This window comes from Paraburkholderia sp. GW821-FHT02A12 (assembly GCF_059422005.1).
Map to the genome: position 1 here is coordinate 405,421 of NZ_JBWKWA010000001.1, position 25,248 is coordinate 430,668.

Annotated in this window: 27 protein-coding genes and 1 tRNA gene; 9 read left to right on the top strand and 19 right to left on the bottom strand. The window is 62.9% G+C overall.

Annotated elements, in window-relative coordinates; translation table 11 throughout:
* The first annotated feature begins 86 nt into the window (after positions 1–86).
* Both coaD and AC07WT_RS01910 read left to right on the top strand, forming a co-directional pair.
* The gene (coaD, locus tag AC07WT_RS01905; protein WP_494945851.1) at positions 87–602 is read left to right on the top strand and encodes a pantetheine-phosphate adenylyltransferase; all 516 of its coding nucleotides are present in this window, start codon (positions 87–89) and stop codon (positions 600–602) included.
* Positions 603–665: 63 nt separating this feature from the next.
* On the top strand, positions 666–923 hold the full coding sequence (locus AC07WT_RS01910; protein WP_064266587.1) for a YfhL family 4Fe-4S dicluster ferredoxin: 258 nt from the start codon (positions 666–668) through the stop codon (positions 921–923).
* Between the two features lie 73 nt (positions 924–996).
* Here the strand turns inward: AC07WT_RS01910 and hisC are convergent, their stop codons facing one another.
* The 8 genes from hisC to AC07WT_RS01950 all read right to left on the bottom strand — a co-directional run bounded on the left by hisC (position 997) and on the right by AC07WT_RS01950 (position 8,213).
* On the bottom strand, positions 997–2,076 hold the full coding sequence (gene hisC, locus AC07WT_RS01915) for a histidinol-phosphate transaminase (RefSeq protein ID WP_494945852.1): 1,080 nt from the start codon (positions 2,074–2,076) through the stop codon (positions 997–999).
* Between the two features lie 59 nt (positions 2,077–2,135).
* Positions 2,136–2,738 (bottom strand): aminoacyl-tRNA hydrolase, encoded by a 603-nt coding sequence (pth, locus tag AC07WT_RS01920; RefSeq protein WP_492591930.1) that lies wholly within the window; start codon positions 2,736–2,738, stop codon positions 2,136–2,138.
* Between the two features lie 140 nt (positions 2,739–2,878).
* Positions 2,879–3,499: a 50S ribosomal protein L25/general stress protein Ctc gene (locus tag AC07WT_RS01925; RefSeq protein ID WP_492591931.1), complete on the bottom strand. Its 621-nt coding sequence runs from the start codon at positions 3,497–3,499 to the stop codon at positions 2,879–2,881.
* A 162-nt stretch (positions 3,500–3,661) separates the two neighbouring features.
* Complete coding sequence (locus AC07WT_RS01930; protein WP_006048037.1) at positions 3,662–4,618, bottom strand: ribose-phosphate pyrophosphokinase; 957 nt, start codon at positions 4,616–4,618, stop codon at positions 3,662–3,664.
* Between the two features lie 46 nt (positions 4,619–4,664).
* Positions 4,665–4,741: transfer RNA gene (locus AC07WT_RS01935), tRNA-Gln, on the bottom strand.
* 52 nt (positions 4,742–4,793) lie between these two features.
* A complete protein-coding gene (ispE, locus tag AC07WT_RS01940) occupies positions 4,794–5,675 on the bottom strand; it encodes a 4-(cytidine 5'-diphospho)-2-C-methyl-D-erythritol kinase (RefSeq protein WP_492591932.1) in 882 nt (293 codons plus the stop codon).
* A gap of 64 nt (positions 5,676–5,739) precedes the next feature.
* On the bottom strand, positions 5,740–6,372 hold the full coding sequence (gene lolB, locus AC07WT_RS01945; protein ID WP_494945853.1) for a lipoprotein insertase outer membrane protein LolB: 633 nt from the start codon (positions 6,370–6,372) through the stop codon (positions 5,740–5,742).
* Positions 6,372–8,213, bottom strand: a complete 1,842-nt coding sequence (locus AC07WT_RS01950; protein WP_494945854.1) for a tetratricopeptide repeat protein — start codon at positions 8,211–8,213, stop codon at positions 6,372–6,374. Before AC07WT_RS01950 ends, lolB begins: the two co-directional genes overlap by 1 nt.
* An 87-nt stretch (positions 8,214–8,300) precedes the next feature.
* Between AC07WT_RS01950 and mutM the strand changes: the two genes are divergently transcribed.
* Both mutM and mutY read left to right on the top strand, forming a co-directional pair.
* Complete coding sequence (gene mutM / locus AC07WT_RS01955) at positions 8,301–9,131, top strand: bifunctional DNA-formamidopyrimidine glycosylase/DNA-(apurinic or apyrimidinic site) lyase (protein WP_494945855.1); 831 nt, start codon at positions 8,301–8,303, stop codon at positions 9,129–9,131.
* A 7-nt stretch (positions 9,132–9,138) separates the two neighbouring features.
* On the top strand, positions 9,139–10,254 hold the full coding sequence (gene mutY, locus AC07WT_RS01960; protein WP_494945856.1) for an A/G-specific adenine glycosylase: 1,116 nt from the start codon (positions 9,139–9,141) through the stop codon (positions 10,252–10,254).
* A 12-nt stretch (positions 10,255–10,266) separates the two neighbouring features.
* Here the strand turns inward: mutY and AC07WT_RS01965 are convergent, their stop codons facing one another.
* The 11 genes from AC07WT_RS01965 to kdsD form a co-directional block, all read right to left on the bottom strand.
* On the bottom strand, positions 10,267–10,902 hold the full coding sequence (locus AC07WT_RS01965) for an LON peptidase substrate-binding domain-containing protein (RefSeq protein ID WP_494945857.1): 636 nt from the start codon (positions 10,900–10,902) through the stop codon (positions 10,267–10,269).
* A 39-nt stretch (positions 10,903–10,941) separates the two neighbouring features.
* A complete protein-coding gene (gene rapZ, locus AC07WT_RS01970; RefSeq protein ID WP_494945858.1) occupies positions 10,942–11,835 on the bottom strand; it encodes an RNase adapter RapZ in 894 nt (297 codons plus the stop codon).
* A gap of 99 nt (positions 11,836–11,934) precedes the next feature.
* Positions 11,935–12,903, bottom strand: a complete 969-nt coding sequence (gene hprK / locus AC07WT_RS01975; RefSeq protein WP_494945859.1) for an HPr(Ser) kinase/phosphatase — start codon at positions 12,901–12,903, stop codon at positions 11,935–11,937.
* A 124-nt stretch (positions 12,904–13,027) separates the two neighbouring features.
* Positions 13,028–13,543 carry a PTS IIA-like nitrogen regulatory protein PtsN gene (ptsN, locus tag AC07WT_RS01980; RefSeq protein WP_115099571.1) on the bottom strand — a complete coding sequence of 172 codons (516 nt, stop codon included), beginning with the start codon at positions 13,541–13,543 and terminating at the stop codon, positions 13,028–13,030.
* Positions 13,544–13,838: 295 nt separating this feature from the next.
* On the bottom strand, positions 13,839–14,198 hold the full coding sequence (gene hpf / locus AC07WT_RS01985) for a ribosome hibernation-promoting factor, HPF/YfiA family (RefSeq protein ID WP_492591938.1): 360 nt from the start codon (positions 14,196–14,198) through the stop codon (positions 13,839–13,841).
* A 169-nt stretch (positions 14,199–14,367) separates the two neighbouring features.
* Entirely contained in the window at positions 14,368–15,882 is a 1,515-nt protein-coding gene (locus AC07WT_RS01990) for an RNA polymerase factor sigma-54 (protein ID WP_494948364.1), read from the bottom strand.
* Positions 15,883–16,069: 187 nt separating this feature from the next.
* Complete coding sequence (lptB, locus tag AC07WT_RS01995; protein ID WP_492591939.1) at positions 16,070–16,855, bottom strand: LPS export ABC transporter ATP-binding protein; 786 nt, start codon at positions 16,853–16,855, stop codon at positions 16,070–16,072.
* Positions 16,852–17,523 (bottom strand): lipopolysaccharide transport periplasmic protein LptA, encoded by a 672-nt coding sequence (gene lptA / locus AC07WT_RS02000; protein ID WP_494945860.1) that lies wholly within the window; start codon positions 17,521–17,523, stop codon positions 16,852–16,854. The genes lptB and lptA overlap by 4 nt, the downstream gene beginning before the upstream one ends.
* 20 nt (positions 17,524–17,543) lie before the next feature.
* Complete coding sequence (gene lptC, locus AC07WT_RS02005) at positions 17,544–18,152, bottom strand: LPS export ABC transporter periplasmic protein LptC (RefSeq protein WP_494945861.1); 609 nt, start codon at positions 18,150–18,152, stop codon at positions 17,544–17,546.
* Entirely contained in the window at positions 18,149–18,706 is a 558-nt protein-coding gene (locus tag AC07WT_RS02010; RefSeq protein WP_494945862.1) for a KdsC family phosphatase, read from the bottom strand. Before AC07WT_RS02010 ends, lptC begins: the two co-directional genes overlap by 4 nt.
* The gene (kdsD, locus tag AC07WT_RS02015; RefSeq protein ID WP_492591943.1) at positions 18,706–19,689 is read right to left on the bottom strand and encodes an arabinose 5-phosphate isomerase KdsD; all 984 of its coding nucleotides are present in this window, start codon (positions 19,687–19,689) and stop codon (positions 18,706–18,708) included. Before kdsD ends, AC07WT_RS02010 begins: the two co-directional genes overlap by 1 nt.
* A gap of 149 nt (positions 19,690–19,838) precedes the next feature.
* Between kdsD and AC07WT_RS02020 the strand changes: the two genes are divergently transcribed.
* The 5 genes from AC07WT_RS02020 to purU all read left to right on the top strand — a co-directional run bounded on the left by AC07WT_RS02020 (position 19,839) and on the right by purU (position 25,025).
* Positions 19,839–21,842: a monovalent cation:proton antiporter family protein gene (locus tag AC07WT_RS02020; protein WP_494948365.1), complete on the top strand. Its 2,004-nt coding sequence runs from the start codon at positions 19,839–19,841 to the stop codon at positions 21,840–21,842.
* Positions 21,843–21,918: 76 nt separating this feature from the next.
* On the top strand, positions 21,919–22,485 hold the full coding sequence (locus AC07WT_RS02025) for an adenine phosphoribosyltransferase (protein WP_492591944.1): 567 nt from the start codon (positions 21,919–21,921) through the stop codon (positions 22,483–22,485).
* Positions 22,486–22,530: 45 nt separating this feature from the next.
* A complete protein-coding gene (locus AC07WT_RS02030; RefSeq protein ID WP_494945863.1) occupies positions 22,531–23,145 on the top strand; it encodes a LysE family translocator in 615 nt (204 codons plus the stop codon).
* A 33-nt stretch (positions 23,146–23,178) separates the two neighbouring features.
* Positions 23,179–24,042 carry an NUDIX hydrolase gene (locus AC07WT_RS02035; RefSeq protein ID WP_494945864.1) on the top strand — a complete coding sequence of 288 codons (864 nt, stop codon included), beginning with the start codon at positions 23,179–23,181 and terminating at the stop codon, positions 24,040–24,042.
* Positions 24,043–24,155: 113 nt separating this feature from the next.
* Positions 24,156–25,025 (top strand): formyltetrahydrofolate deformylase, encoded by an 870-nt coding sequence (gene purU / locus AC07WT_RS02040; protein ID WP_492591947.1) that lies wholly within the window; start codon positions 24,156–24,158, stop codon positions 25,023–25,025.
* Positions 25,026–25,248: the final 223 nt, after the last annotated feature.

The following is a 25,248-nucleotide window of genomic DNA, read 5'->3' on the forward strand; positions in this document are numbered from 1 at the left end:
GGTCTGTCGTCACGTGCGCGGTCGGTGCCAAATGCGTCGCGTGGACGCTTTGACGTGCCCATTTGTCTGAAGAGAGGAGAAGTCTCATGGTAGTCGCCGTGTACCCGGGCACCTTCGACCCGCTGACGCGCGGTCACGAAGACCTCGTTCGACGCGCGTCGAGCATTTTCGACACGCTGGTGGTAGGCGTTGCCGACAGCCGCAACAAAAAGCCGTTCTTCACGCTCGAAGAGCGCCTCGACATTGCCCATGAAGTGCTTGGCCACTACCCGAACGTTCAGGTGATGAGCTTCAAGGGATTGCTAAAGGATTTCGTACGCAGCAACAACGCGCGGGTGATCGTGCGTGGCCTGCGTGCCGTCTCGGACTTCGAATATGAGTTCCAGATGGCCGGCATGAATCGTTATTTGCTGCCGGACGTCGAAACCATGTTCATGACGCCTTCCGATCAATACCAGTTCATCTCGGGCACGATCGTGCGCGAAATCGCGCAACTGGGCGGCGACGTCAGCAAATTCGTGTTCCCGTCGGTCGAAAAATGGCTGACGGAAAAGGTTGCTGCGCTGGATCCGAACAACGGTGCTTCGGCGGCGCAACCGTAACCGGCGTAAACTGCTGGTTTGACGGATCAAAGCCGGCTTCGGCCGGTGCGAAGTGAGAGAAGTATGGCCTTAATGATTACCGACGAGTGCATCAATTGCGACGTGTGCGAGCCCGAGTGCCCGAACGACGCGATTTCGATGGGCCCGGAAATCTATGTGATCGACCCGAAGAAATGCACCGAGTGTGTCGGCCATTTCGATGAGCCGCAGTGTATTCAGGTGTGTCCGGTGGAGTGCATTCCGCGCGATCCGGAGCATCTTGAGACGCCTGAGGGGTTGATGGCGAAGTACCACGCACTGCAGGCCGCCAAGGGCGCGTGATGAACGGCGAGGCGCTGGCCTCGCCGCGCTTTTTTGCGCCGTCCTTCGCGCGTTCTGTTCGGGCGATGCGTTGTTACCCGACGTAAGCGCTGAAAATGTCGCGCAACGCGTTCAGCAGGATGTCGGATTCGGCGTCGGTGCCGACCGAGATCCGCAAATGCTGATCGATTCGCGCCGCCTTGAAGTGGCGCACGAAAATTTCCTTTTCCCTTAGCCGTGCCGTGAGTGTCGCCGCGTCGTACCCCTTGTGGCGCGCGAACAGCAGATTCGCCGCCGACGGCACCACCTCGAAGCCCAGCGCCGTCAGCCCCGCAGCCAGCCGCTCGCGGCTCGCAATCACTTTGGCGCAATTGGCGCGAAACCAGGCATCGTCCTCGTACGCGGCGGCAGCGGCCGCTTGCGCCAGCCGGTCGAGCGGATACGAATTGAAACTGTCCTTCACGCGGTTTAGCGCGTCGATCAACTCGGGATTGCCGAACGCGAAGCCGACACGCATTCCGGCCAGCGAACGCGACTTCGAGACCGTTTGAATCACCAGCAGATGCGCATAGCGGTCAATCAGCTTGATGGCCGATTCGGCGCCGAAATCCACATAGGCCTCGTCGATCACCACGACCGAACCCGTATTGCGGGCAACGAGGCGCTCGATGTCGGCGAGCGGCAGAGGACGTCCGGTCGGCGCATTGGGATTCGGGAACAGTACGCCGCCGTTGGGCGCCGCGTAATCGTCGACATTGATCGCGAAGGTGTCGTCGAGCGCGACAGTCCGGTAGTCGACTTCGAAAAGCCGCGCGTAGGTTGGATAGAAACTGTACGTAATGTCCGGAAACAGCAGCGGCTCGTTGTGCTTCAACAACGCCTGAAAGGTGAGCGCCAGCACTTCGTCTGAACCGTTGCCCGCGAAGACCTGCTCCGGACGAATGCCGTGATACGCGGCGACCGTTTCGCGCAGCTTGCGCGCCGTCGGATCGGGATAGCGCTTGAGCGACTCGCCTGTAGCGCCCAGCTCCCGCTGGATCGCTTCGACCACGCGCGGCGACGGCGGATACGGATTCTCGTTGGTGTTCAGCTTAACCGGATGCGCGAGCGCGGGCTGTTCGCCCGGCACATACGGCGTCAGACGGTGAACGATGTCACTCCAATAGCGGCTCAAGTGAATCTCCTGTCGGTGGCAATACGGTAGCGGATGCGGATTGCAGATGGGCGGTGCGCTCAGGAATTGCGATGCAGCTGCATCATCGCGCGTTCGAGCTCGCCTTTGATGATCTGCGGCATCACCGCGAGCGCCCGTTCGATCGACGCGTCTATCGCATCCTCCTCTTCCCGCCGCGGCGGTTTCAGCACGTAACTGGCGACGTCCGGCTTGGCGCCGGCGCGCGCGCTTTCGGGAATCAGGTCGCGCGGATGGCCGATGCCGATCCGCAGCCGCCAATACTGTTGCGACGACAGATGCGCAGTAATGTCTTTCAGGCCATTGTGGCCACCGCTGCCGCCGCCGAGCTTTAGCTTGACGCTGCCTGGCGGCATATCGAGTTCGTCGTGAGCGACCAGAATCTCGTCGGGGAGGATCTTGAAGAACTGCGCCACCGCCACGACCGACTGACCCGAGCGGTTCATATACGTCTGCGGTTCCAGCAGATGCACTTCTTCGCCATGAAGCCGCGCTTTCGCATAGAAACCGTGGAAGCGCCGCTCGTCGCGCAGCGTCGTGCCGGCTTCGCGCGCCAGTTGATCGACCAGCCAGAAGCCGGCGTTGTGGCGCGTCGCAGTGTATTCGGCGCCCGGATTGCCGAGCCCGACGATCAGCTTGATCATGTTTGCCTGGGTCCATCTGGCTCGGCGCCGAATGCAGCCGAGCTGAAAAAAACGAAAAAAAACCCGCCGGGGCGAACCTCGGCGGGTCACATCGACCGTTTCATTGAAACGGATCGAGAGGATTGCTCGCTCAGTGCAGCTTAAGCAGCCGGCGTTTCGCCTTCGCCCGCAGCAGCGGCGTCGCCTTCAGCGATTGCGCCAGCCGGGATCGTTGCAGCAGCGATCACCGGGTTTTCTGCTTCGACGTGAGCAACCAGTGCGACGCCTGCCGGCAGGACGATGTCCTTGGCGTGGATCGATTGGCCCGCTTCGATCTTCGCCAGGTCGACTTCGAGGAATTCCGGCAGTGCCGACGGCAGGCACTCGATTTCGATTTCGTTGAGGACGTGCGAGATCACCGCGCTCGACAGCTTCACTGCCGGGTTGGTTTCCTGGTTCATGAAGTGCAGCGGCACCTTGGTGTGCAGCTTCTTCTTCGCGTCGACGCGTTGGAAGTCCACGTGCAGCACGAGCTGACGGAACGGGTGGTATTGCACATCGCGCAGCAGAACCTGTTGCGACTTGCCAGCGATTTCCAGATCGAGGATCGACGAATGGAAAACTTCTTTCTTCAGCGCGTGCCACAGCGCGTTGTGGTCCAGTTCGACCAATTGCGGTTCAGCACCAGCGCCATATACGATGCCCGGGGTCTTGCCCGAGTTACGCAGGCGGCGGCTCGCACCCGTACCTTGCAGGTCACGCTCGAAAGCGACTACTTTCATTTGAATCTCCAATGCACTGCCCGCGACCAGGCAGTAGAAACGGGGCCCGCAAGCCGTTATGGCTGAGGCCCCAGAACGGCGGCACGAACCTTCGTTCGTTCGTGCCGATTGTGCAAAAGCGCAGCGTGCAGATAGTGCACTACGCTGCGCCTTCGCAAATACTTAACTTTCCGCGAACAGCGACATCACCGAATCGCCGCGGCGAATCCGCGAGAACGTTTCGGCAAGCAGGCCGGCGCTGGTCAACGAACGGATCTTGGCGCACGAGCGGGCTTCTTCGCCGAGCGGGATCGTGTCCGTAACGACGAGTTCGTCCAGTGCCGAAGCTGCGATACGCTCGCCTGCACCGCCCGACAGAACCGGGTGGGTGGCGTAAGCGAACACCTGCTTCGCACCACGTTCCTTCAAAACCTGAGCTGCCTTGCAGAGCGTGCCGGCGGTGTCGACCATGTCGTCCATGATCACGCAGGTACGGCCTTCTACTTCCCCGATGATGTTCATCACTTCGGCAACGTTCGCCTTCGGGCGGCGTTTGTCGATGATCGCCAGATCGCAATTCAGCTGCTTGGCCAATGCCCGGGCACGAACCACGCCGCCGACGTCCGGCGATACGACCAGCAGGTTCTCGTAGTTCTGCTTGCGCAGATCGCCGAGCAACACGGGCGTTGCGTAGATATTGTCGACCGGGATGTCGAAAAAGCCTTGAATCTGGTCGGCATGCAGATCCATCGTGATGATCCGCTCGACGCCGGCGATTTCCAGCATATTCGCCACGATCTTCGCCGAGATGGCGACGCGCGCCGAACGCGGGCGCCGATCTTGACGGGCATAGCCGAAATAGGGGATGGCTGCGGTGATCCGGCCTGCGGATGCGCGCTTGAGCGCATCGACCATGATCATCAGTTCCATCAGATTGTCGTTCGCCGGCGCGCACGTGGATTGCAGGACGAAGACATCCTTGCCACGCACGTTTTCCTGAATCTCGACCTGGATTTCACCGTCCGAGAAACGGCTAACCATGGCTTTGCCGAGGGGAATACCGAGGATTTTGACGACTTCCTGTGCAAGCGCAGGATTTGCGTTGCCAGTAAAAACCATCAGGCCGTCATGGCTGCTCATCGTGCACCTACTTCAGGCTGGGGGCGAGGGGAAATGCGAGAATTTTTGGCAGGGGAGAAAGGATTCGAACCTTTGCATGCCGGAATCAAAATCCGGTGCCTTAACCAGCTTGGCGACTCCCCTACACTAACTTTGAGCTCCGCCGAACGTGGAGTTTCGTTCGACGATGCAAAACTTATGACGCGAAAGTAAAGAGTGGATGCTGATCGAGACCTGCGGCCACTGCGCTGTTCCATTCGCCAGGCAGTTTGGCTTGCGCCGCTTCTGCTTCAGCTTTACTACGGAACGCTGCAAAAACACTTGCACCTGATCCAGACATCCGCGCTGGTGCGATGTTTTCAAACCATCGCAGCACATGCGCTACTTCCGCGTACTTTCCTACGACAACCTGCTGCATGTCATTCCGGCCGAAACTTTCTGGCCAGTCAGTGTTGCAGCTAAGTTCTGCAGGAAAGTCCGTAATTCTGAGGGGTTTTGAATCTCTTGTCAACGCTTTTTCGGAAAAAATCGCTGCAGTCGGAACATGAACCCTCGGTGTCACCACTAGGAAATGGCGCGGCGGCAATTGTACAACGTCTAAAGCTTCTCCGACACCCTGTGCGAACGCATTTTTCCCAAAAATAAAAAATGGCACGTCGGCGCCGAGCTTCAACGCCAGTTCCTGCAGTTCCAGTCGCGGCAGATCGAGCTTCCATAGACGATTCAGCGCAAGCAGTGTAGTGGCCGCATCGGAGCTGCCGCCGCCGAGACCCGCGCCCATCGGCAGGCGCTTGTCGATCTCGATATCGACGCCCTCGGACGAACCCGTGTGGGCCTTCAGGAGCGTCGCTGCGCGCACGGTCAGATCGTGTTCCGGCGGGACGTCGGCGATTTCGGTGCTGCGTGTGATGAGACCGTCGTCGCGTCGCGTGAAATGCAGCGTGTCACCCCAGTCGAGCAACTGGAAGACGGTTTGCAGCGTGTGATAGCCGTCCGGCCGGCGGCCGGTGATGTGCAGGAAGAGGTTCAGCTTCGCTGGCGCGAGGCAATCGCGCAGCGAGTGGGTGGTTTCGATCATGAGTCTGGGCTACATGCGCCAACGCGGCGCCAAAGAAGCGGCAAAGTTGCGCGAACGGGCGCGGCTACTGATCCAGCACGAGTTTGATGTCGAGCGGCGGTTCCGAGCGGCTCAGGTTGATGCGCTTCACGCCAGTGGCCGGCGCCTCGGCATACGCCAGGTAATCGATTGTCCAGCCGTCCTGCGTGATCTGTTTCAGGCGCGACGGCTGTTCGGGATCCTTCTCGGTCCGCGCGCGCGACGTCGGCGCTGGCGACGGCTGCAGCCAATAACGCAACCCCTCGACCGGCAGCGCAAAGCCGAGCGCGTTCTGCATCAGCGTCGAGACGTTGTCGGCGGTGAGCGGCTGGCGGTTCGGCAACTCGAGCGTGGCCGAAGCCGGCGACGAAGTCACGATCGCGAGCGTCTGGCCGAGCGGATTGCGTAATTGCAGGGTGACGGTGTCGCCGGTTTCCTGCCAGGCGAAGTTGCCGTACGCGTTGCGCTGCTGGCCGTTCTGATCGTTGTACTGGACCGCGAAGCGGCCTTGATAGGCGCGGCTCGTTTGCGTCGAGATGGACGTCGCGGCATTCGACGTGGACGGCCCTTGCGGCTTCACCGATGCACAACCAGCCAATGCGACGACCGCCGCCGCTGCAAGTCCGAGCGCCGCGCCACGCGGCGTCCGGGGAAAAGAAAACAAGCGGGAAAGACACATCAAAGATCGTTTACCTGGAGACGTTGCAGCGTTTTAACAAGCGTGTCGTTGTCCGGTTCGAGCTTGCGCGCATCGCGGAAAGCGGCGCGAGCCTGATCCTGCGCTCCGGTTTTCCACAACACTTCGCCGAGGTGCGCGCCGATTTCGGCATTCGGCTGGATGTCGTAGGCCTTGCGCAGCAGCTTGATCGCGTCCGACGTATTGCCCATCCGGTACTTGACCCAACCGACGCTGTCCATGATGAACGCGTCGTTCGGCGCCAGCGACGAAGCCTTCTCGACCAGACTGTTCGCTTCCGCGAGGCGCTGATTGCGATCGGCCAGCGAATAGCCGAGTGCGTTATACGCCTGCGGATTGTCCGGCTGCGTCTGGATGAGCTTGCGAAGTTGCGCCTCCATGACATCGTAATGGCCGGTCTTTTCTGCGGCCATGGCGTAGTCGTAGGTCAGATCGGGGTCGTCCGGGAAATTCGCGGTGGCTTTTTGCAGGGCAGCTTCCGCCTCGGGGTAGCGTTTCGCATCGAACAGGATCGCCGAGTCGGTGCGCGCGATCAGCGCCTGGTCGCGCGGATCGCGCGACTGCAGGCCGGCCAGCAGGTTGCGGGCGTCTTCGGTCTTGCCCTGCTTGGCGAGCAATTGCGCGCGCGTGATCTGCGCCGGCATGTATTGCTGGCTCGACGGGGAAATCTTGTTCAGCCAGTCGCCCGCTGCCGCTTCGTTCTTCTGCTCGAGCGACAGTTGCGCAAGGTAGATGTACGCCTGGCCCGGATCGGCGCCCGGTGTTTTTTCCGCTTGCTGCGCGTACTGGGTGAGGTACGTCTGCGCATTGGCGAAATTCTTTTGCTGGATCTTGATCAGCGCGAGCGCCATCAGCGGCGTGAGGTCCTTCGCGTTGTTCTTATGCATGATCTCGAACTGCTGCTGCGCGTCGTCCAGACGGTCGCTCGCGAGATACATCTGCGCGAGCGCGAGACGCGCGTCATGCGATTTCGGATTCTGCTGCACATACTTTTCGAGCGATGCAATGCCTTCCTTGCGCTCCTCCGGGCCCATCTGCGAGAGCATCAGCGCGGCCGGCAGATAGTCGGGCTTGAGCGTCAGCGCCTGTTCGAGCGACTTGCGCGCACCCGGCGCGTCGTCCGAAACGAGCTGCTGACGCGCAATGGCCAGTTGCGCTTCGGGCCGGTTCAGGTCGTTCTTCAGCAGGTCTTGCAGAACGTGCAAGCCGCCGATCCGGTTCGGACCGCGCGATAGCAGCAGTTGCAGCGCGAGAATCGCACTGCCGCGATTCTCGGCGGGCACCTTTGCCAGTTCGCTTGCGAGGATCGACGCGGCGTCGTCAGGTTTGCCGGACAGCACGAGCAGCGACGCGTCGAGTTGCGCGGCGCGTTCCGAGTTCGGCGCATACTGCTGCCACAATTGCGCGGCGGCTAACGCGTCCGACGGGCTCTGCGCGGCCAGCGCGATTTCGGTGGCGCGTTGCGCCATGCGCGGATCGTGCGTGTCGCGCGCGAGCGCGAGGTAGGTCTGGTAGGCGGGCGCCGGCTGGTCGCGTTGCAATGCGACTTCGGCGGCGAGCACCTGGAATACGATCTGGCTCGACAGCGCGACGTTCGGCAAAGACTTCTGGTCTTCCGCCGACGCAGGGCCGAGCGGGTCCGGCAAGGTGACGGAGGTGTCATCCGGGTCCGGCGAGGGGTCCTGCGCGTGCGCGGGCACGGTAGCCAGCGCCCAGACGGCGAGCGCGGCCGCGCCGAGCATCCGGCGAGCGGAGACAGCGTGCGGCACGCGCGATGCGTTGGCCGGGCGCTTCGAAAACAGCTTCACGAAGGACAAGTTCATGGAAATCCGTTCAATGTTTCGGACGATTGTAACGCGCTCGCTACAATACGCGCACAACCACTCACGCAAGTTGCAGACCAGTTAGATATGCCAGAGTTGCCAGAAGTTGAGGTTACCCGACGGGGAATCGAACCGTATGTGTCCGGGCGCAAGGTTGAACGCGTCGATGTGCGTACGCCTGCGCTGCGCTGGCCAATTCCGGCGGACCTTGCGAAAACCTTGCGTGGCCATGTGGTGCGCAAGGTCGAGCGGCGCGGCAAGTACCTGCTGTTCGAAATCGACGCCGGCTGGTTCATCGTGCATCTGGGCATGACCGGCACGCTGCGGGTGCTGCGCCACGTGCCGCGCCCGCCGGACGCGGCGAAACATGACCACATCGACTGGATTTTCGACGAATTCATTCTGCGCTACCGCGATCCGCGGCGCTTCGGCGCGGTGCTGTGGCATCCGCGCGAAGCCGGCGACGTGCTCGCGCATCCGCTGCTCGCGGGCTTGGGCGTGGAGCCGTTTTCGCCGGCGTTCTCCGGCGCGCTGATGCATCGGCTGACGCGCGGGCGCAAAGTGTCGGTGAAGCAGGTCCTGCTGGCGGGGGAAATCGTGGTCGGCGTGGGCAATATTTACGCGTCCGAGAGTCTGTTTCGCGCCGGCATTCGACCCACCACCGCGGCGGGCCGCGTCTCGCTGGTTCGATACGATCTGCTGGCGGACGCGGTGCGCGTGACGCTCGCCGCGGCGATCGAGAAGGGCGGCAGCACGCTGCGCGATTTCGTCGGCAGTGACGGCGAGAGCGGTTACTTCCAGCTCGACTATTTCGTCTATGATCGCGCGGGGCTGCCATGCCGCGTGTGTGGAACGCCGATCAAACAGATCGTGCAGGGGCAGCGTTCCACGTATTTCTGTCCGACCTGCCAGCGCTAATTTTTCGATGCCCTCTCGCTTAACTCCGTCCGCCGCACCCGCCGCGTCAACTTTTCCGGCCTTGTCCGATTTTTCCGCACGGCTGATCGCCTGGCAGCGCCGGCATGGCCGTCACGACCTGCCGTGGCAGAACACGCGTGATCCGTATCGCATCTGGCTGTCGGAAATCATGCTGCAACAGACCCAAGTGTCGACGGTGATTCCGTACTACGCGAAGTTTCTGGCGCGTTTTCCGGATGTCGCCGCGCTCGCCGCAGCGCCGATCGACGACGTGATGGCGCTATGGGCCGGCCTCGGCTACTACACGCGCGCTCGCAATCTGCATCGCTGCGCGCAGGCGGTGGTCGAGCAGCATGGCGGCGCGTTTCCGGCGTCGGTCGACGAACTGGCGGAGTTGCCCGGCATCGGCCGCTCGACCGCGGCGGCGATCGCTTCGTTCGCATTCGGCGCGCGCGCGACGATTCTCGACGGCAACGTGAAGCGGGTTCTGGCGCGCGTATTCGGCGTCGAAGGCTTTCCCGGCGAGAAGAAAGTCGAGAACGCGATGTGGATGCTGGCGGAATCGCTGCTGCCGTCGAATGCATCGGACGACGACGTCAGCGCCTACACGCAAGGTCTGATGGACCTTGGGGCGACGCTGTGCGTGCGCGGCAAGCCGGATTGCCTGCGCTGCCCGTTTGCGGTCGATTGCGTGGCGAACGTGACGGGACGCCAGCGCGAGTTGCCCACGGCGCGGCCCAGGAAAACGGTGCCGACGCGCCGCACGTGGATGCTGGTGCTGCGCGACGGCAACGCCGTGATGCTGGAAAAACGCCCGCCGTCGGGCATCTGGGGCGGCTTGTGGAGTTTGCCCGAAGCCGCCGACGAAGCCGCACTCGCCGAGCGGGTGCGCGACTTCGGCGGCGATGGAGCGGTCTCGCCACTCGCACCGTTCACGCACGTATTCACGCATTTCAGGCTGGATATCGAGCCGCGGCTGGCGGAACTGAACCGCGGTGTGGGCGCGCCGGCCGCGTTAGGCGATGCGGACACCGCGTGGGTCGCGCTAAGCGATCTCGATGCGTTCGGCGTGCCCGCCCCCGTGCGCAAACTGCTGGACGGCTTGCAAGGCTCACTGCTGTAAAGGCGGCGGTTCTTACAGCAGTTGATGTTGCTGCATGTAGTGATGAACCACGTCGATTCGCGCGCCGGCGTCCTGCAATTCCATCAGTTTCTGACGGGCGCGCAGCGCAATCGGCAACACCTCGGCGAGACGGTTCGACACCCATGACGGGTCGTCGAGCCTAAACGGTTCGACGAACGGCAAGCTTTCCGGATCGCGTTCGCAAATCGTCGCGATGATCCGTTCGAGCACCTCGGCGCACGCGCCGAATTTGGCCAGATGCTGATTGCCTTCGAGCGGCATGTCCTCGCCGAGCGGCTCGGCCATGCCGACCAGCAAGCCGCTGCTTTCCACGCGATGCGACAGGAGGCGGAAGCGCTTCGTGCCGCGCGCGCGAATCAGCAGCATGCCGAAGGCTTCGACGTCGCACTCTTCGATTTCGGCGAGACAGCCGATTGCTTCGGGCACCGAAGGCTCTTCGGCGCGCGCCACTTCGGCGCCGCTTTTCAGCAGACACACGCCGAACGGCGTTTTGTCACGCAGACAGTCGCGCGCCATGTCGAGGTAGCGCGCCTCGAAGATTTTCAGGGGCAGCAGCCCGTCGGGAAACAGCACCGTATGCAGCGGAAACAGCGGCACATCGGCAAGCACAGTAAAAGTGGTAGACATGGCGCAACGCTTCGAGATGAGGCCGCGCGACGCGGCCGGTTAAGCCACTAGCTTTGATGATTCGCCGATGTCGACCGGCGCATCGCGGTGCCGCACAATCACATTCGCCTGACTTGCGAGACGCGCGGCGAGCGTCTCCGCAATGAACACCGAGCGGTGCTGGCCGCCCGTGCAACCGATCGCGACGGTTAGATAACTGCGGTTGTCGTCGCGGAAATGCGGCAGCCATTTGGCGAGAAACTTCTCAATGTCGTTGATCATTTCGTGAACGACCGGCAGCGCATCGAGAAAATCCATCACGGGCTTATCGAGGCCCGTAAGTGGCCTTAATTCATGATCGTAGTACGGGTTCGGCAGCGTGCGTACGTCGAACACGAAATCGGCATCGAGCGGCACGCCGCGTTTGAAGCCGAACGATTCGAACATCAGCACGAGACCCGAATGCTCCTGCTCGATGAAGCGCTTGACCCATGCGCGCAGCACGTTCGCGCGCAGATTGCTGGTGTCGATCTGATGGCCGAACTCGGCAAGACCCGCCACAAGTTCGCGTTCGCGTTCGATCGCTTCGGCGAGCGACGTCAGCAAGCCGACGTCCGCGTCGTGCGCGGTCGAACCGGACAGCGGATGCCGGCGGCGTGTTTCGGAGAAGCGCTGAATCAGCGATTGCGTGCTTGCGTTGAGGAACAGGACGCGCACGTCGTGGGCGCGCGACAGATCGCGGATCATCGCGGGCATTTCGTCGAGCGAAGCGCTCGAGCGCGCGTCGATGGCGACCGCAAGGCGGTCTTGCCCGTCCTCGGCGAGATAGTTGGCCAGTTGCGGCAGAAAACGCGGCGGCAAATTGTCGACGCAGTAATAACCCGCGTCTTCAAGCGCGTTCAGGGCAACTGACTTGCCGGAGCCGGAAATACCGGTGATCAGGATTATGCGCATGGAGTCGTGAAATCCGTACATTTCATCATAGCATCTGGTCCCCGTGCGCGCGCCCCGCAGCCCACCGTTGGCCGCGAAGCGTGGCGCGGCAGCGCAAACTCAGATCAATTTGCCGGGAAACTGACTGTCGGGATCCTGCATCGCAAGACGCTGGCGATCCATGAAGTCGCGCAATGTATCGATGCCGCGCAGTTGCAGGATCGTGTTGCGTACCGCCGCTTCGACCAGCACCGCGAGGTTGCGGCCGGCCGCCACCTGAATCGTGACTTTGCTGATCGGCAGGCCGAGCACGTCGACAGTTTGGCTTTCGAGCGGCAGCCGCTGGAATTCGCCGTCAGGACGGCGCACCAGCTGCACGATCAGCTTCAGCTTCATTTTGCGGCGCACCGCGGTTTCGCCGAAGATCGTCTTGATGTCGAGCAGGCCGAGGCCGCGCACTTCGAGCAGGTTTTGGAGCAGCGGCGGGCAGCGCCCTTCGACGAAATCAGGACCGAGGCGCACGAAATCCACCGCGTCATCGGCCACGAGACCATGGCCGCGGCTGATCAGTTCCAGCCCGAGTTCGCTTTTGCCAAGGCCGGAGTCGCCGGTGAGCAGGACGCCCATGCCGAGGATGTCGAGAAATACGCCGTGCAGCGTGGCGCGCGGCGCGAGAATGCGCGACATATAGAGGCGCAGGCTGTCGATCACCGCGGCGGCGGACATTGGCGTGGTGAAGAGTGGCGTGGACGAGCGCGTGCAGCGCAGCACCAGCTCCGGCGGCGCGGCTACGCCGCCCGCCACCACCAGAAACGGCGGCTCCAACGCGATTAGTTCGGCCATGTGGCGCGAGCGGTCTTCGTCGGCTTGACGCTTGTAGTAGTCGATTTCGGCGTCGCCGAGCACCTGAATCCGGTTCGGGTGGATCAGGTTCAAGTGGCCGACAAGATCGGCGCTCGACGTGGCATTGGCGACCGATTCCGAAGAAAAGCCGCGTTCCCAGCCTTCATGCCCCGTCAGCCAGCTCAGTTTCAGCGCGGCTGCGTTGTCGTCGAAAATGCTCTGGGCGTTGATGCTGGACGTATCCATGAGTCAGTGACTCCAGTGTGGGCCGCTTGCCCGGCAAGGCGCGGCTGCGCTCACGCGCAGCGCGCCATGCAGGGCTGAACCCGCGCGTTCGCGGGTAACCGGCGTGCGGATAACCGCCGATGCATCAAGGTTGCCACTGAGTGAGCAGGCGATGCAACGCTTCGCGATTTTCTTCCGTGTGCAGCCGCTCGCGGGCTTCGCGATCGGACAGCAACTGGGCGATCTCCGAAAGAATTTCGAGGTGCTGCTGGGTGGCCTGTTCAGGCACCAGCAGGAAGATCAGCAGCGAAACCGGCTGACCGTCCGGCGATTCGAAGGGGATAGGCTCGGCGAGGCGGACAAACGCGGCGAGCGGCTGCTTCAAGCCTTTGATCCGGCCATGCGGAATCGCGACGCCTTCACCAAGCCCGGTCGATCCGAGGCGCTCGCGCGCAAACAGATTGTCAGTGACCGTGCTGCGGGCGATGCCGTTCTGGTTCTCGAAGATCAGGCCCGCTTGCTCGAACACGCGTTTCTTGCTGGTGACCGATAGTCCGACGACGACGTTCTCGAGGGGAAGAAATTTGGCTAAACGATTCATGTTGACAGGCGAAAACGTGGCCTGGTTTCTCCTCGCTGGGGCGTTTGAGTGGTGTTCCATTCGTTTTGATGCTCACGGCGATGTGCATTGGAGTCCGAAAGCGCAGGACTCCGGTCGACCGACTTCCCTTTGAGCTCGCTTGACCCCGATGGTAACCGGAACATTATAGAACAGGGTAGCTGTGGATGGTGCGGCGCGCCATCGCCCGGCGTATGCGTTTGTTAGATGGGGGCAACGGCCGCCGCGTTGGGGAGCGGGAGGTGGCTCATAAGCAGTTCAATGCGGCTCAAAAAGCGGCCCGGAAACGAAAAACCGCCCGGTTCCGGGCGGTTTAGCTGGGTAAGGAAAGCCTTCCTTATTGCGGCGGCACGTCCACTTGCGGCGCCAGCGGCTGGTACTTGATCGCCTCGTGCTGATGGCCCTGCAGACGATCCTTATGGCGTATCACTTGCCGGTCGAGCTTGTCGATCATCAGATCGATCGCAGCGTAGAGATCGCTGTCACAGCTCTCGACAAAGATATCTTTGCCCTTCAAATGCAGGTTGATTTCAACCTTTTGACGCTTTTCCTTTTCCGTGTGGTTGTCGACCGAGAGGACCACACTGCCGTCGATGACCTGATCAAAATGTCTTAGCACCCTATCCAGTTTGGTGATCACGTATTCGCGCAACGCAGGCGTTACTTCGAGGTGGTGTCCACTGATCTGCAGATTCATAGTGCTTCTCCAAGCTAGATGCCGCTTGTTCCGCACGATGACGTAGGTCCGGTCGATTGTCGGCTTGCCTGAGTCGCCCCCCGGTGACTGACTGCTGGCAGGTCGCATCGGCCGGCCTTTCCGCCAACTGCGGAGCGGCCGGTAAATGCCCGCCACAGAAGGCGACGGGCTACAGAGACTTGCGCAGGTTGACTGCCGGAATCTTGAGCGCTTCGCGGTACTTCGCAACGGTACGCCGTGCGACCACGAAGCCCTGTTCCGCCAGCAGTTCGGCTATGCGGCTGTCTGAAAGAGGAGATTTCGGGTTTTCCGCTCCTATCAGTTGCTTGATGAGCGCGCGAATCGCCGTGGAGGAGGCCGCGCCGCCCGTGTCGGTTGAGACGTGTGATCCGAAGAAGTACTTAAATTCAAGCGTCCCGAATGGGGTCAGCATGTATTTACCGGTTGTCACACGCGAGACAGTCGACTCGTGTAGGCCCAGCGTATCAGCAATTTCCCGCAAAACCAAGGGGCGCATGGCAATTTCGCCGTGCACAAAAAAGCTCTTTTGACGCTCCACAATGGCTTGCGCGACCCTGAGGATCGTCTCGAAACGCTGCTGGATATTCTTGATCAGCCAGCGCGCTTCCTGCAGTTGCTGGCGCAACGATCCGCTGCCCGGATCGCCCCGGTTATTGCGCAGAATATTCGCGTACAGATGGTTGATCCGCAGCTTCGGCACGACTTCCGGGTTCAGTTCCGCCAGCCAGCCCTGTGCCGTTTTGCGCACCATGATATCCGGCACGACATAGTCCGCTTCCGCCTTGCCGTAAGCGGCGCCGGGAAACGGCTCGAGCGAGCGGATCAACAGATGCGCATCGCGCAGGTCGTCATCGCTGGCCTTCAGATGCTTGCGCAGGCGCGTGAAGTCGCGCGCCGCGAGCAGTTCCAGATGGTGGGCGACGATGTCCAGTGCAAGCGTGCGGGTAGGCGAGCCGTCGAGCCGCAGCAATTGCAGCTTCAGGCATTCGGACGCGGAGCGCGCGCCGACACCCACCGGGTCGAAACTATGCAGCAGCGCGAGCGCGGCGTTCAGTTCGTCGAGATCGACTTCGAGCTCTTCGGGCAGGTCGGCCAGCACTTCTTCCAGCGTGGCGGTGAGGTAGCCGTCGTCGTCGAGCGATTCGATCAGGAAGGTAATCAGCGCGCGGTCGCGCTGGCCCGCCTGGGTGACGCGCAATTGCGCCATCAGGTGATCGCGCAGCGAGGTGCTCGATTCGTGGATTTGCAGCGGCGGCAGATCGTCGTCGTCCGAGGCGTTGCCGGAGCGGCCGTAGTCGTCGAGATTCCATTGCGACGCGTCGCCGTTGCCCTCTCCCGAAAGCCCGTTATATTCGTCGACGCCCTGCGGCTCGCCATTCTCGGCGCGCTCGCTGCCGCTGGTGGACGACGAAGTATTGCCGCCCATCTGGTCGGGCGGCGCGGAGGAGTTGGGCGCCTGGGCGATCAATGAGCCGTCGGCCGCCACGCGCAGGGGGCTCGCGATCCAGTCGTCCTCGTTTTCGAGGAGCGGATTCTGCGAGATCGCCATTGCGACTTCCTGCTGCAGTTCGAGCGTAGACAGCTGAAGCAGCCGGATGGACTGCTGCAGTTGCGGGGTCAGCGCAAGATGCTGCGATAGGCGGAGTTGGAGGCTGGCTTTCATGGCAAGTTGAGATTCATTGTAGAGAGTTTGCCACGACCGCGATACCTTGCGACATTCGCAATAACGTGTGCGCCGGTTTTGGGCGGCGCAGGGCGCGGGACGGCCCCGGTCAAAAATGCTGATGTGCGGCTGCTGCAAAGGACCGGCGGAGCAGGCGCGCCCGCTCCGCCGGTAATCCCTTGTGTACTTACATGCGGAAGTGCTCGCCCAGATAGACGCGCCGCACGCTTTCGTTTTCGATGATGTCGCTCGGCGCACCGGCGGCCAGCACGCTGCCGTCGCTGATGATGTAGGCGTGATCGCAGATGCCGAGCGTTTCGCGCACGTTGTGGTCGGTAATGAGCACGCCGATATTGCGCTGCTTCAGGAATTTGACGATCTTCTGGATTTCCAGCACCGCGATCGGATCGACGCCCGCGAACGGTTCGTCGAGCAGAATGAAGCCCGGATTGGTGGCCAGCGCGCGGGCGATTTCAACCCGGCGCCGCTCGCCGCCGGACAGCGACAGCGCCGGATTTTCGCGCAGGTGAGCGATCTGCAGTTCGTCAAGCAACGCTTCGGTGCGGCCGGTAATAGTGTCTTTCGAGAGCCGCTTGCCGTTGTCTTCGTGCTGCAACTCCAGCACCGCGCGAATGTTTTCTTCGACGGTGAGCTTGCGGAACACGGAGGCTTCCTGCGGCAGATACGACAAGCCCAGCGAGGCGCGCTTGTGGATCGGCAGCAGGCTGATCGACTTGCCGTCCAGATCGATTTCGCCCGCATCGAGCGGCACGAGGCCGACGATCATATAAAACGAGGTGGTCTTGCCGGCCCCGTTCGGGCCGAGCAGGCCAACCACTTCGCCGCTTTTGACGTCGAGCGACACGTCTTTGACGACCGTGCGCGAGCCGTAACGCTTTTTCAGGTTGCGCACTGCCAGTGAACTGCTGGTGCCGGCCGGCTTGCGATTGGGGAGGGACGCGGAGGTGCTCACTGGTTCGGCGCTCCCTGGATCGTGGTGGACGGCGCGAGCGTGGCCGATGCGCCGTTCAGCGGCGCCGGGCCGCCGTTGCGCGGCGACAGCATTGCGCGCACGCGGCCGTTCGGATTGCCCGGGCCGGCGACGTCCTTGCCCGCCTTCGCAGTGTAGAAGTCGTTCTGACCGTCATACGTAATGACGCTGCCGTGCACCTGGTCCATCACCGTCGAGAGGCCTTGCAGGCGCTTCACGGTGGCGTTGGTGATCAGCGTGGTCAGGTCCTGCTTGCCGTCGTAGTCGATACGGATTGCCGTGCCTTCGATGTATTCGTCGAGGCCTTCGCGTTTCTGGCGGAAATACGACAGATTGCCGCCCGACGACGTACCAGTGGCGTACTGATAGCCCTGCGGGTCTTGCGTCACTTCGACCCGATCGGCCTTGATCACGATCGTGCCTTTGGTGGCGACCACGTGGCCGGTGAAGATGTTGACCTGCTTGAGGTCGTCGTAAGTCATGTTGTCCGCTTCGATATTCAGCGGCTTGTCCTTGTCGGCGCGGTCCGCGTGCGCGAGCGGCGCGAAGCCGGCGAGCGGCAACGCGACGAGCAGCGCGGCGAGTCCGGCGCGGCACGCGGACAGGGGGCGCGGGCGGCCGGTATCAAAACGGGGGAACGATTCATTCATGCAGTCACGCCTGGAGAGGATTACCCGGGTTGCTTGGGCGAGCTGCCGCCGCCGTCGGACGCGGCGATCGCGCCTTTCACGTTGCCGAACAGCTGCATCACCCGGGTGACGTTGTTGTAGTTCATGCCGCTGGCAGTCATCACCGACATGCCGCGCTGAAGTTTAACCGGCTTTTCAGTCTCGATCACATCGTCGTTGACCAGCACCCGGAAATGCTCCGAATCCGCCTGCATCTGCGGATCGCCGTTGCCGACCGCCCGCAGGATGCGGGCGTTGCCGTACAGATCCACGATCGACGCGTCGCCGTTCACCTTGCCGGTGTCGCCGGTCGCGGTGACGATCGGCTTGCCGGGCTGGAACGCGCGCATGGCCGGCTTGACCAGGTCGCTCAGCTCGTCGTCTTCGTAGTGAATCAGGTGGGTGGCGGTCAGGCGGTATTGCGTCGAGCCCGACTGGTCGAGTTCGGAAACCGAGAAGTTGTCGGCGAAATAGTCCGGTGTGTGCTCCTTGGGGCGCACCAAGCCTTCGTTGGGCCGCGGCAGCGTGGCTTGCAGCAGCCACCACGTAATGCCGGCGAGCGCCGCCATGGCGACGAGCGGAATCAGTGAAGTCAGGCGGAACTGGTTCATCCGACGAGGCCTCGCTGTTCGCCGCTGCAGGCGGCCGCGAGGAGTGCCTCGTATTTGCGCTGCGCGCGCAGCAGCGTGTCGCAGACTTCGCGCGCCGCGCCATGACCGCCGCGCGCTTCGCTGACCCAATGGGCGCGCGCGATCACTTCAGGATGCGAATTGGCCGGCGCCGCCGCGAAGCCGACCTTCAGCATCACGCCGAGATCGACCCAGTCGTCGCCCATGTAGCCGCATTCTTCCGGTGTCACGCTGGTTTGCCGCAACAGGTCCGCGAACGCCTGGGGTTTGTCTTGCACGCCCTGATAGACGTGGGTGATGTTCATTTCCTTCGCCCGCGCCGCGACGATGCCCGACTTGCGCCCGGTGATGATCGCCGTTTCGATGCCGGCCTGGCGCAGCAGCTTCATGCCGTGGCCGTCCATCGAGTTGAACGCCTTCATCGTGTCGCCTTCCGCCGTGAACAGCAGGCCGCCGTCGGTCAGCACGCCGTCGACGTCGAAAATCATCAGCTTCACGCGGCTCGCGCGTTCGGTGGCGGTAAGGGACACGGGCATCAGATCACCTTCTTCGAGAACAGGTCGTGCATGTTGAGTGCGCCGATCAGCTTGCCTGCTTCGTCGACGACCAGCATCTGATTGATGCGGAAGCGCTCCATCAGTTCCACGGCTTCGACGGCGAGCTGGTCCGGACCGATGGTACGCGGGCCGGCGGTCATGACCGAGGCGATCGACAGTTCGCGGAAGTCGCCGTCGCGCTCGAGCACGCGGCGCAAGTCGCCGTCGGTGAATATGCCGGCCACGCGATCTTCCTGATCGACGATCGCCGTCATGCCCATGCGCTTGGCGGTCAACTGGAACAGCGCGTCGCGCACGGTGGCCTCGGGCGTCACCTTCGGCAGCTGGTCGCCGGTGCGCATCACGTCGCGCACATAAGTGAGCAGGCGGCGGCCCAGCGCGCCGCCCGGGTGCGAGCGGGCAAAGTCGTCCGAACCGAAACCGCGCGCATCCAGCACCGCGACCGCGAGCGCATCGCCGAGCGCGAGCGCGGCGGTGGTGCTGGCGGTGGGCGCGAGATTCAGCGGACACGCTTCTTTCGACACGGCGGAATTCAGGTGCACGTCGGCCAGTTGTGCGAGACTCGACGACGGACGGCCCGTCATCGCGATCAGTTTGGCGCCCATGCGCTTGATCAGCGGCAGAATGGACACCAGCTCTTCGGTCTCGCCGGAATTCGACAGCGCGACGAACACGTCGTCGGCGGTGATCATGCCGAGGTCGCCGTGACTCGCTTCCGCCGGATGGACGAAGAACGCCGGGGTGCCGGTGCTGGCGAGCGTGGCCGCCAGTTTGCGGGCCACGTGGCCCGATTTGCCGATGCCGGAAACGACCACGCGTCCACGGCAACCCAGGATGAAATCGACCGCCCCGACGAAACTATCGTCGAGTTGATCGCGAAGCGCGCGCACGGCGTCCGCTTCGATGTCGAGCACGTCACGAGCGAGCGCGAGTGCCCGGTCGCCATTGATTTTCGCTATCATTCGCGGAGTATAGCAAAGGCGCTTGTTCGCCGCGCCGGGCCTGCTGTGCCAAGCCGCTGCCTTCACCGGCCCCTCAACCTTGTCGCGCGGCGTTTTGCGTGCGCGGTTCCGCTGACGAACGAGGACGCTTTACCGATGCGTGTTTGCCGATGATTTCCCCGCTGGAAATGACGCTGTTCCTGCTGCTGGCCTCAGTCGCAGGCGTGGTGGTGTTTCGCTTCCTGAATCTTCCGCCGATGCTCGGCTATCTGACGGTCGGCATCATCGTCGGTCCGCACGCGTTCGGTCTGATTCCCGATTCGGCGGGCGCGCAGAACCTCGCCGCATTCGGCGTCGTGTTCCTGATGTTCTCGATCGGGCTGGAGTTTTCGCTGTCCAAACTGCGCTCGATGCGCCGGCTCGTATTCGGCCTCGGACTGTTGCAGGTGATCGGCACGATCGCGGTGGCGGTGTCGCTCGGCTTCGTGCTGGAGCGCTGGGTGCATATCACCTGGCAGGCGAGCGTCGCGCTGGGCGGTGCTCTGGCGATGTCGTCGACGGCGATCGTCAGCAAGATGCTCGCGGAGCGGCTCGAGATCGAGACCGAGCACGGCCGCAATATCTTCGGCGTGCTGCTGTTCCAGGATCTGGCGGTGGTGCCGCTGTTGATCATCATCGCGGCGCTGGGCGGCGATTCGAAAGACCTCGTCAGCGCGCTCGGGGTGGCGGCGATCAAGATCGTCGTGGCGTTGGCGCTGCTTCTTATAGTGGGTCAGCGCTTCATGACGCGCTGGTTCAACGTGGTGGCGCGGCGCCGTTCGCAGGAACTGTTCATTCTCAACCTGCTGCTGGTGACGCTCGGCGCCGCCTTCATCACGGACAAATTCGGGCTGTCGCTCGCGCTCGGCGCGTTCATTGCCGGCATGTTGATCGCGGAAACGCCGTACCGGCATCAGGTGGAAGAAGACATCAAGCCGTTTCGCGACGTGCTGCTGGGTTTGTTCTTCGTGACGACCGGCATGCTGCTCAATCCGCGCGTGATCTGGGAGCATCCGCTCATCGTGCTCGGTTTCCTGGTCGGGCCGATTCTGCTGAAGGCGGTGATGGTGACGGGACTCTCGCGCCTGTTCGGCGCGTCGCCGGGCGTCGCGATGCGCACCGGCATCGGCCTCGCGCAGGCCGGCGAATTCGGTTTCGTGCTGCTGAATCTGATTCTCGACAAGCATCTGGTGGACGCGACGCTGCTGCAGGCGATTCTCGCCGCGATGCTGCTGTCGATGCTGGCCGCGCCGTTCCTGATCCAGAACGCGGACCGCATCGTGCTGCGGCTGTCGTCGACGGAATGGATGATGCAATCGTTGCAGATGACGCGGATCGCGACGCAGAGCCTGAAGCAAAGCGGTCACGTGATCATTTGCGGTTACGGCCGGGCCGGGCAGAATCTGGCGCGCATGCTGGAGCATGAAGGTCTGTCGTACGTCGCTTTGGACCTGGACCCGGACCGTGTAGCCGCAGCCGCAGCCGCCGGAGAATCGGTCGTGTTCGGCGATGCGGGGCGGCGCGAATCGCTGCTCGCCGCGGGTATCCACCGCGCCGCCGCGATCGCGATCACCTACGCGAATACGCCGTCGGCGCTGCGCGTGCTGCATAACATCCACGAACTGGAACCGACGCTGCCGGTGATCGTGCGCACGGTCGACGACGCCGATCTGGAAAAGCTGCTGGCTGCCGGCGCGACCGAAGTGATTCCGGAAATCGTCGAGGGCAGCCTGATGCTGGCTTCGCACACGCTGGTGGTGATGGGCGTGCCGATGCGGCGAGTGGTGCGGCGGGTCGAGGAGATGCGCGACGAGCGTTATGCGTTGCTGCGCGGCTATTTCCACGGCGCCGACGACATCGAGGACGACGACGGTCACGAACAGGTGCGGCTACAATCGGTGCCGGTCGACGAAAATTCGGACGCGGTGGGCCGCACGCTGGCGGAACTGGGGCTGTTCGAAATGGGCGTCGAAGTGACGGCGATCCGTCGGCACGGCATTCGCGGCGTCGAGCCGGATCCGTCCACCAAGCTGCGCGCCAGCGATATCGTGGTGTTGCGCGGTCTGCCCGAACGGCTGGCCGAGGCTGAGGAGCGGCTGTCGAAGCATCGCCGGGCCGGAGCGGCCGCGGCCTGACGTGCGCCGGGCCGCGCCCCGGCGAGTTCCTTTAGCTTTTTTTCATTGGACCTGTGGAGGTCCATCCGGAGTCATCATGTCCAACGCGCTTGCGGGCGCGCCGCTCGATGCGGCCGAGTTCGTCAATAGCAAGATTCGCACGGTGCCCGACTGGCCGCTGCCGGGCGTGCAGTTTCGCGACATCACGCCGCTCCTGCAATGTCCGAAGTCGCTGCGCGTGCTGATCGACCTGTTCGTGCAGCGCTATATCGACGCGAAGCTCGACTACGTCGCCGGTCTGGATGCGCGCGGTTTCATCATCGGGCCGATCATTGCGCACGAACTGAACCTGGGCTTCATCCCGATCCGCAAAGAGGGCAAGCTGCCGTACAAGCGCGTCTCGCAATCGTATGAACTCGAATACGGCACCGCTACTGTCGAGATTCATGAGGATGCCTGCAAGCCGGGCGATCGTATCGTTATCATCGACGACCTGATTGCCACCGGCGGCACGATGATGGCCGGCAAGATCCTGCTGGAGCGGCTCGGCGCGGTGGTGGTCGAAGGCGCGGCGATCATCGATCTGCCCGAACTGGGCGGCTCGGCGCTGCTGCGCAAAGCGGGCCTGCCGCTCTATACGGTGACTGAATTCGGCGGACATTGAGCGCCGGACGCGAATTTCTTCCTGCACGCAAAGAAGGTAAGAGCGATGCCCAACTTCCTGTTGTTTCTCGCCACATCGATTGCCATCACGATGGCGCCCGGTCCCGACAATCTGCAAGTGCTCGCGCGCGGCATCTCGCAGGGCCGCGCCGCGGGCCTCGTCGCCGCGCTCGGCTTCGCCGCCGGCATCACGTTTCACACTACATTGGCCGCGCTCGGCGTCGCCGCGTTGCTGCGCTCGTCGCCGGTCGCTTTCGAGGCGATCAAGCTGGCCGGCGCCGCGTATCTGATCTGGATCGGCATCAAGGCGTTGCGCAGCCAGGGACTCGCGACCGCGCATGAACGCGCGCCGCAACCGCTGATGGCGGTATTTCGCCAGAGCGTGCTCGGCAATCTGCTGAACCCGAAGGTGACGCTGTTCTTCGTCGTGTTTCTGCCGCAGTTCGTGCAGCCGCACGGCGCGCAGAGCGTGACGGTGCAGATGCTCGAACTCGGCGTGCTGTTCATGCTGCAGACGGTGGTGGTGTTCTCGCTGTTCGGCGTGTGCGCGGGCATGATCGGCGGCTGGTTGAAGCGCCGGCCGCGCGTGGGCGTGTGGCTCGATCGCCTCGCCGGCGCCACGTTCATCGCGATCGGTATTCGCGTGGCGTTGCGCGACTGACGGCTGCGGCTGAAGAACAGTTTGGAGCTTTGCATGACTTTGCCTTGCATCACCGCCGCGCGCCGCTTCGACGTGCACGCGCATCTGCCGTTCTGGATCGACGGCGAGCAGGTAGGCTGGATTCGCTCGACGGATGTGCCGCTGCTCGCGCGCTGGCCCGATGTGTTTGAAATCGACCGCACGCGCGTGACGCTGGCGCCGGCGTTCAACACCGTCGATCTGCGCAGCGCGGCGCTCGGTTCCGTGATCGGCGCGCTCGCCGCCGAAGACCGGATCCCAGGCTGGCGCAACGAGACCTACGCGATCCGCAATGCCTTCGATGCGCTGCCGCTCGCGTACATCGAACGCGCGGCGTCGCGCTTCTTCGGCACGATGACCTACGCGGTGCATCTGAACGGCGTCGTAGAATACGCGGATGGCGCACCGCCGAAGGGCGCCCCGCACTTGTGGATCGCGCGCCGCAGCGACACCAAGGCGACCGATCCAGGCATGCTCGACAATGTCGTGGCGGGCGGGATCGGCTGGGGCTTCGGCATCGAGGCGACGATCATCAAGGAGTGCTGGGAAGAAGCGGGCATCCCCGAAGAGATCGCCGCGCGCGCCGTGGCGGGCCGCACCGCACATGTGCTGCAAGCGTTGCCGGAAGGCACGCAGGCTGAACAGATATTCATCTACGACCTTGCGCTGCCGGCCGATTTCGCGCCGCGCAATCAGGACGGCGAAGTGGGCGAACACCGGCTCGCGCGCATCGACGAAGTAGCGCGCTGGATCGAAGAAGGCGCGATGACCGTCGACGCGAGTCTCGCCACCCTGGATTGCCTGCTGCGCCGCCGCTGGATCGATGAAGACGCGTGTACGGGTATCGACACGTTGTTTGCGCCGCCCGTGCTCGCCTGACCGCTTGTATAACGGACGCGCTGCCGCGCATCGCTTCCGGCGCTGTATCGAATCAACCACGCAAAGAAACCACGCGAACAAACCACGCATTGAAGAAGGGAGTCACCCAGGTCATGTCGACCGATCACAGCTTTATCCTCAAACTGTCGTGCGCCGACCGGCCCGGCATCGTCCACGCGGTTTCGGGCTTTCTGTTCGAACGTGGCAGCAATATTCTCGACTCCGCGCAGTTCGGCGACAGCCGCACCGGCGAGTTCTTCATGCGCGTGCATTTTCAGCAGGTGGGCGGCGATCCGGGTCTGGATGCGTTGCGCACCTCGTTCGCGACGCTCGCCGAACAGTTCGGCATGCGCTGGGAGTTGCACGATGCGTCGGTGAAGCCGCGCGTCGTGATCATGGTGTCGAAGATCGGCCATTGCCTGAACGATCTGCTGTTCCGCTACCGCACCGGTCAGCTGGGTATCGAGATTCCGGCGATCATCTCGAACCACAAGGAGTTCTACCAGCTCGCCGCCAGCTATGACATCCCGTTCCATCACTTCCCGCTGATGGGCGGCACGCCCGACGCCAAGGCCGCGCAGGAAGCACGCGTGCTCGAAGTGATCGACGAGCATCAGGTCGATCTGGTGGTGCTCGCGCGCTACATGCAGATTCTGTCGCCGAAGCTCTGCGAAGCGCTGGCGGGCCGCGCGATCAATATTCACCATTCGTTCCTGCCGAGCTTCAAGGGCGCGAAGCCGTATTACCAGGCGTTCGACCGCGGCGTGAAGCTGATCGGCGCAACCGCCCACTACGTGACGACGGATCTCGACGAAGGCCCGATCATCGAGCAGGAAGTGGAGCGTGTGGATCACAGCATGACGCCGGAGCAATTGACGGCGATCGGGCGCGACGTCGAATGCGTGACGCTCGCGCGCGCGGTGAAGTGGCACGTCGAGCATCGCGTCGTGTTGAACGGCAGCAAGACGGTGGTGTTTCGCTAGAAGCGCTTGAGGCGCTTGCAGTTGTCGGCCAGCTGGTCTGCGGACCGGCGCGCGAACTGCAGGCGCGCGCCGGATGAGTCCAGCGACAAACAGAAACAGCGCACTGGCGACGCCGAACCAGCGGTGCAGGCGAACGAAAAACGGCCCCATGCGCGAGCCGGCGGGACGACAGAGGGAAGGGAATGGCGCGTCACAGAAGGTGTGTTGTGCAAATGGAAATTAT

What these genes read in the sequence shown, in the direction of transcription:
- coaD (WP_494945851.1), top strand. Translation starts at nt 87, where the DNA reads ATGGTAGTCGCCGTGTACCCGGGCACCTTCGACCCGCTGACGCGCGGT.
- AC07WT_RS01910 (WP_064266587.1), top strand. Translation starts at nt 666, where the DNA reads ATGGCCTTAATGATTACCGACGAGTGCATCAATTGCGACGTGTGCGAG.
- pth (WP_492591930.1), bottom strand. Translation starts at nt 2,738, where the DNA reads ATGATCAAGCTGATCGTCGGGCTCGGCAATCCGGGCGCCGAATACACT.
- AC07WT_RS01925 (WP_492591931.1), bottom strand. Translation starts at nt 3,499, where the DNA reads ATGAAAGTAGTCGCTTTCGAGCGTGACCTGCAAGGTACGGGTGCGAGC.
- AC07WT_RS01930 (WP_006048037.1), bottom strand. Translation starts at nt 4,618, where the DNA reads ATGAGCAGCCATGACGGCCTGATGGTTTTTACTGGCAACGCAAATCCT.
- ispE (WP_492591932.1), bottom strand. Translation starts at nt 5,675, where the DNA reads ATGATCGAAACCACCCACTCGCTGCGCGATTGCCTCGCGCCAGCGAAG.
- lolB (WP_494945853.1), bottom strand. Translation starts at nt 6,372, where the DNA reads ATGTGTCTTTCCCGCTTGTTTTCTTTTCCCCGGACGCCGCGTGGCGCG.
- AC07WT_RS01950 (WP_494945854.1), bottom strand. Translation starts at nt 8,213, where the DNA reads ATGAACTTGTCCTTCGTGAAGCTGTTTTCGAAGCGCCCGGCCAACGCA.
- mutM (WP_494945855.1), top strand. Translation starts at nt 8,301, where the DNA reads ATGCCAGAGTTGCCAGAAGTTGAGGTTACCCGACGGGGAATCGAACCG.
- mutY (WP_494945856.1), top strand. Translation starts at nt 9,139, where the DNA reads ATGCCCTCTCGCTTAACTCCGTCCGCCGCACCCGCCGCGTCAACTTTT.
- AC07WT_RS01965 (WP_494945857.1), bottom strand. Translation starts at nt 10,902, where the DNA reads ATGTCTACCACTTTTACTGTGCTTGCCGATGTGCCGCTGTTTCCGCTG.
- rapZ (WP_494945858.1), bottom strand. Translation starts at nt 11,835, where the DNA reads ATGCGCATAATCCTGATCACCGGTATTTCCGGCTCCGGCAAGTCAGTT.
- hprK (WP_494945859.1), bottom strand. Translation starts at nt 12,903, where the DNA reads ATGGATACGTCCAGCATCAACGCCCAGAGCATTTTCGACGACAACGCA.
- ptsN (WP_115099571.1), bottom strand. Translation starts at nt 13,543, where the DNA reads ATGGAACACCACTCAAACGCCCCAGCGAGGAGAAACCAGGCCACGTTT.
- hpf (WP_492591938.1), bottom strand. Translation starts at nt 14,198, where the DNA reads ATGAATCTGCAGATCAGTGGACACCACCTCGAAGTAACGCCTGCGTTG.
- AC07WT_RS01990 (WP_494948364.1), bottom strand. Translation starts at nt 15,882, where the DNA reads ATGAAAGCCAGCCTCCAACTCCGCCTATCGCAGCATCTTGCGCTGACC.
- lptA (WP_494945860.1), bottom strand. Translation starts at nt 17,523, where the DNA reads ATGAATGAATCGTTCCCCCGTTTTGATACCGGCCGCCCGCGCCCCCTG.
- lptC (WP_494945861.1), bottom strand. Translation starts at nt 18,152, where the DNA reads ATGAACCAGTTCCGCCTGACTTCACTGATTCCGCTCGTCGCCATGGCG.
- AC07WT_RS02010 (WP_494945862.1), bottom strand. Translation starts at nt 18,706, where the DNA reads ATGCCCGTGTCCCTTACCGCCACCGAACGCGCGAGCCGCGTGAAGCTG.
- kdsD (WP_492591943.1), bottom strand. Translation starts at nt 19,689, where the DNA reads ATGATAGCGAAAATCAATGGCGACCGGGCACTCGCGCTCGCTCGTGAC.
- AC07WT_RS02020 (WP_494948365.1), top strand. Translation starts at nt 19,839, where the DNA reads ATGATTTCCCCGCTGGAAATGACGCTGTTCCTGCTGCTGGCCTCAGTC.
- AC07WT_RS02025 (WP_492591944.1), top strand. Translation starts at nt 21,919, where the DNA reads ATGTCCAACGCGCTTGCGGGCGCGCCGCTCGATGCGGCCGAGTTCGTC.
- AC07WT_RS02030 (WP_494945863.1), top strand. Translation starts at nt 22,531, where the DNA reads ATGCCCAACTTCCTGTTGTTTCTCGCCACATCGATTGCCATCACGATG.
- AC07WT_RS02035 (WP_494945864.1), top strand. Translation starts at nt 23,179, where the DNA reads ATGACTTTGCCTTGCATCACCGCCGCGCGCCGCTTCGACGTGCACGCG.
- purU (WP_492591947.1), top strand. Translation starts at nt 24,156, where the DNA reads ATGTCGACCGATCACAGCTTTATCCTCAAACTGTCGTGCGCCGACCGG.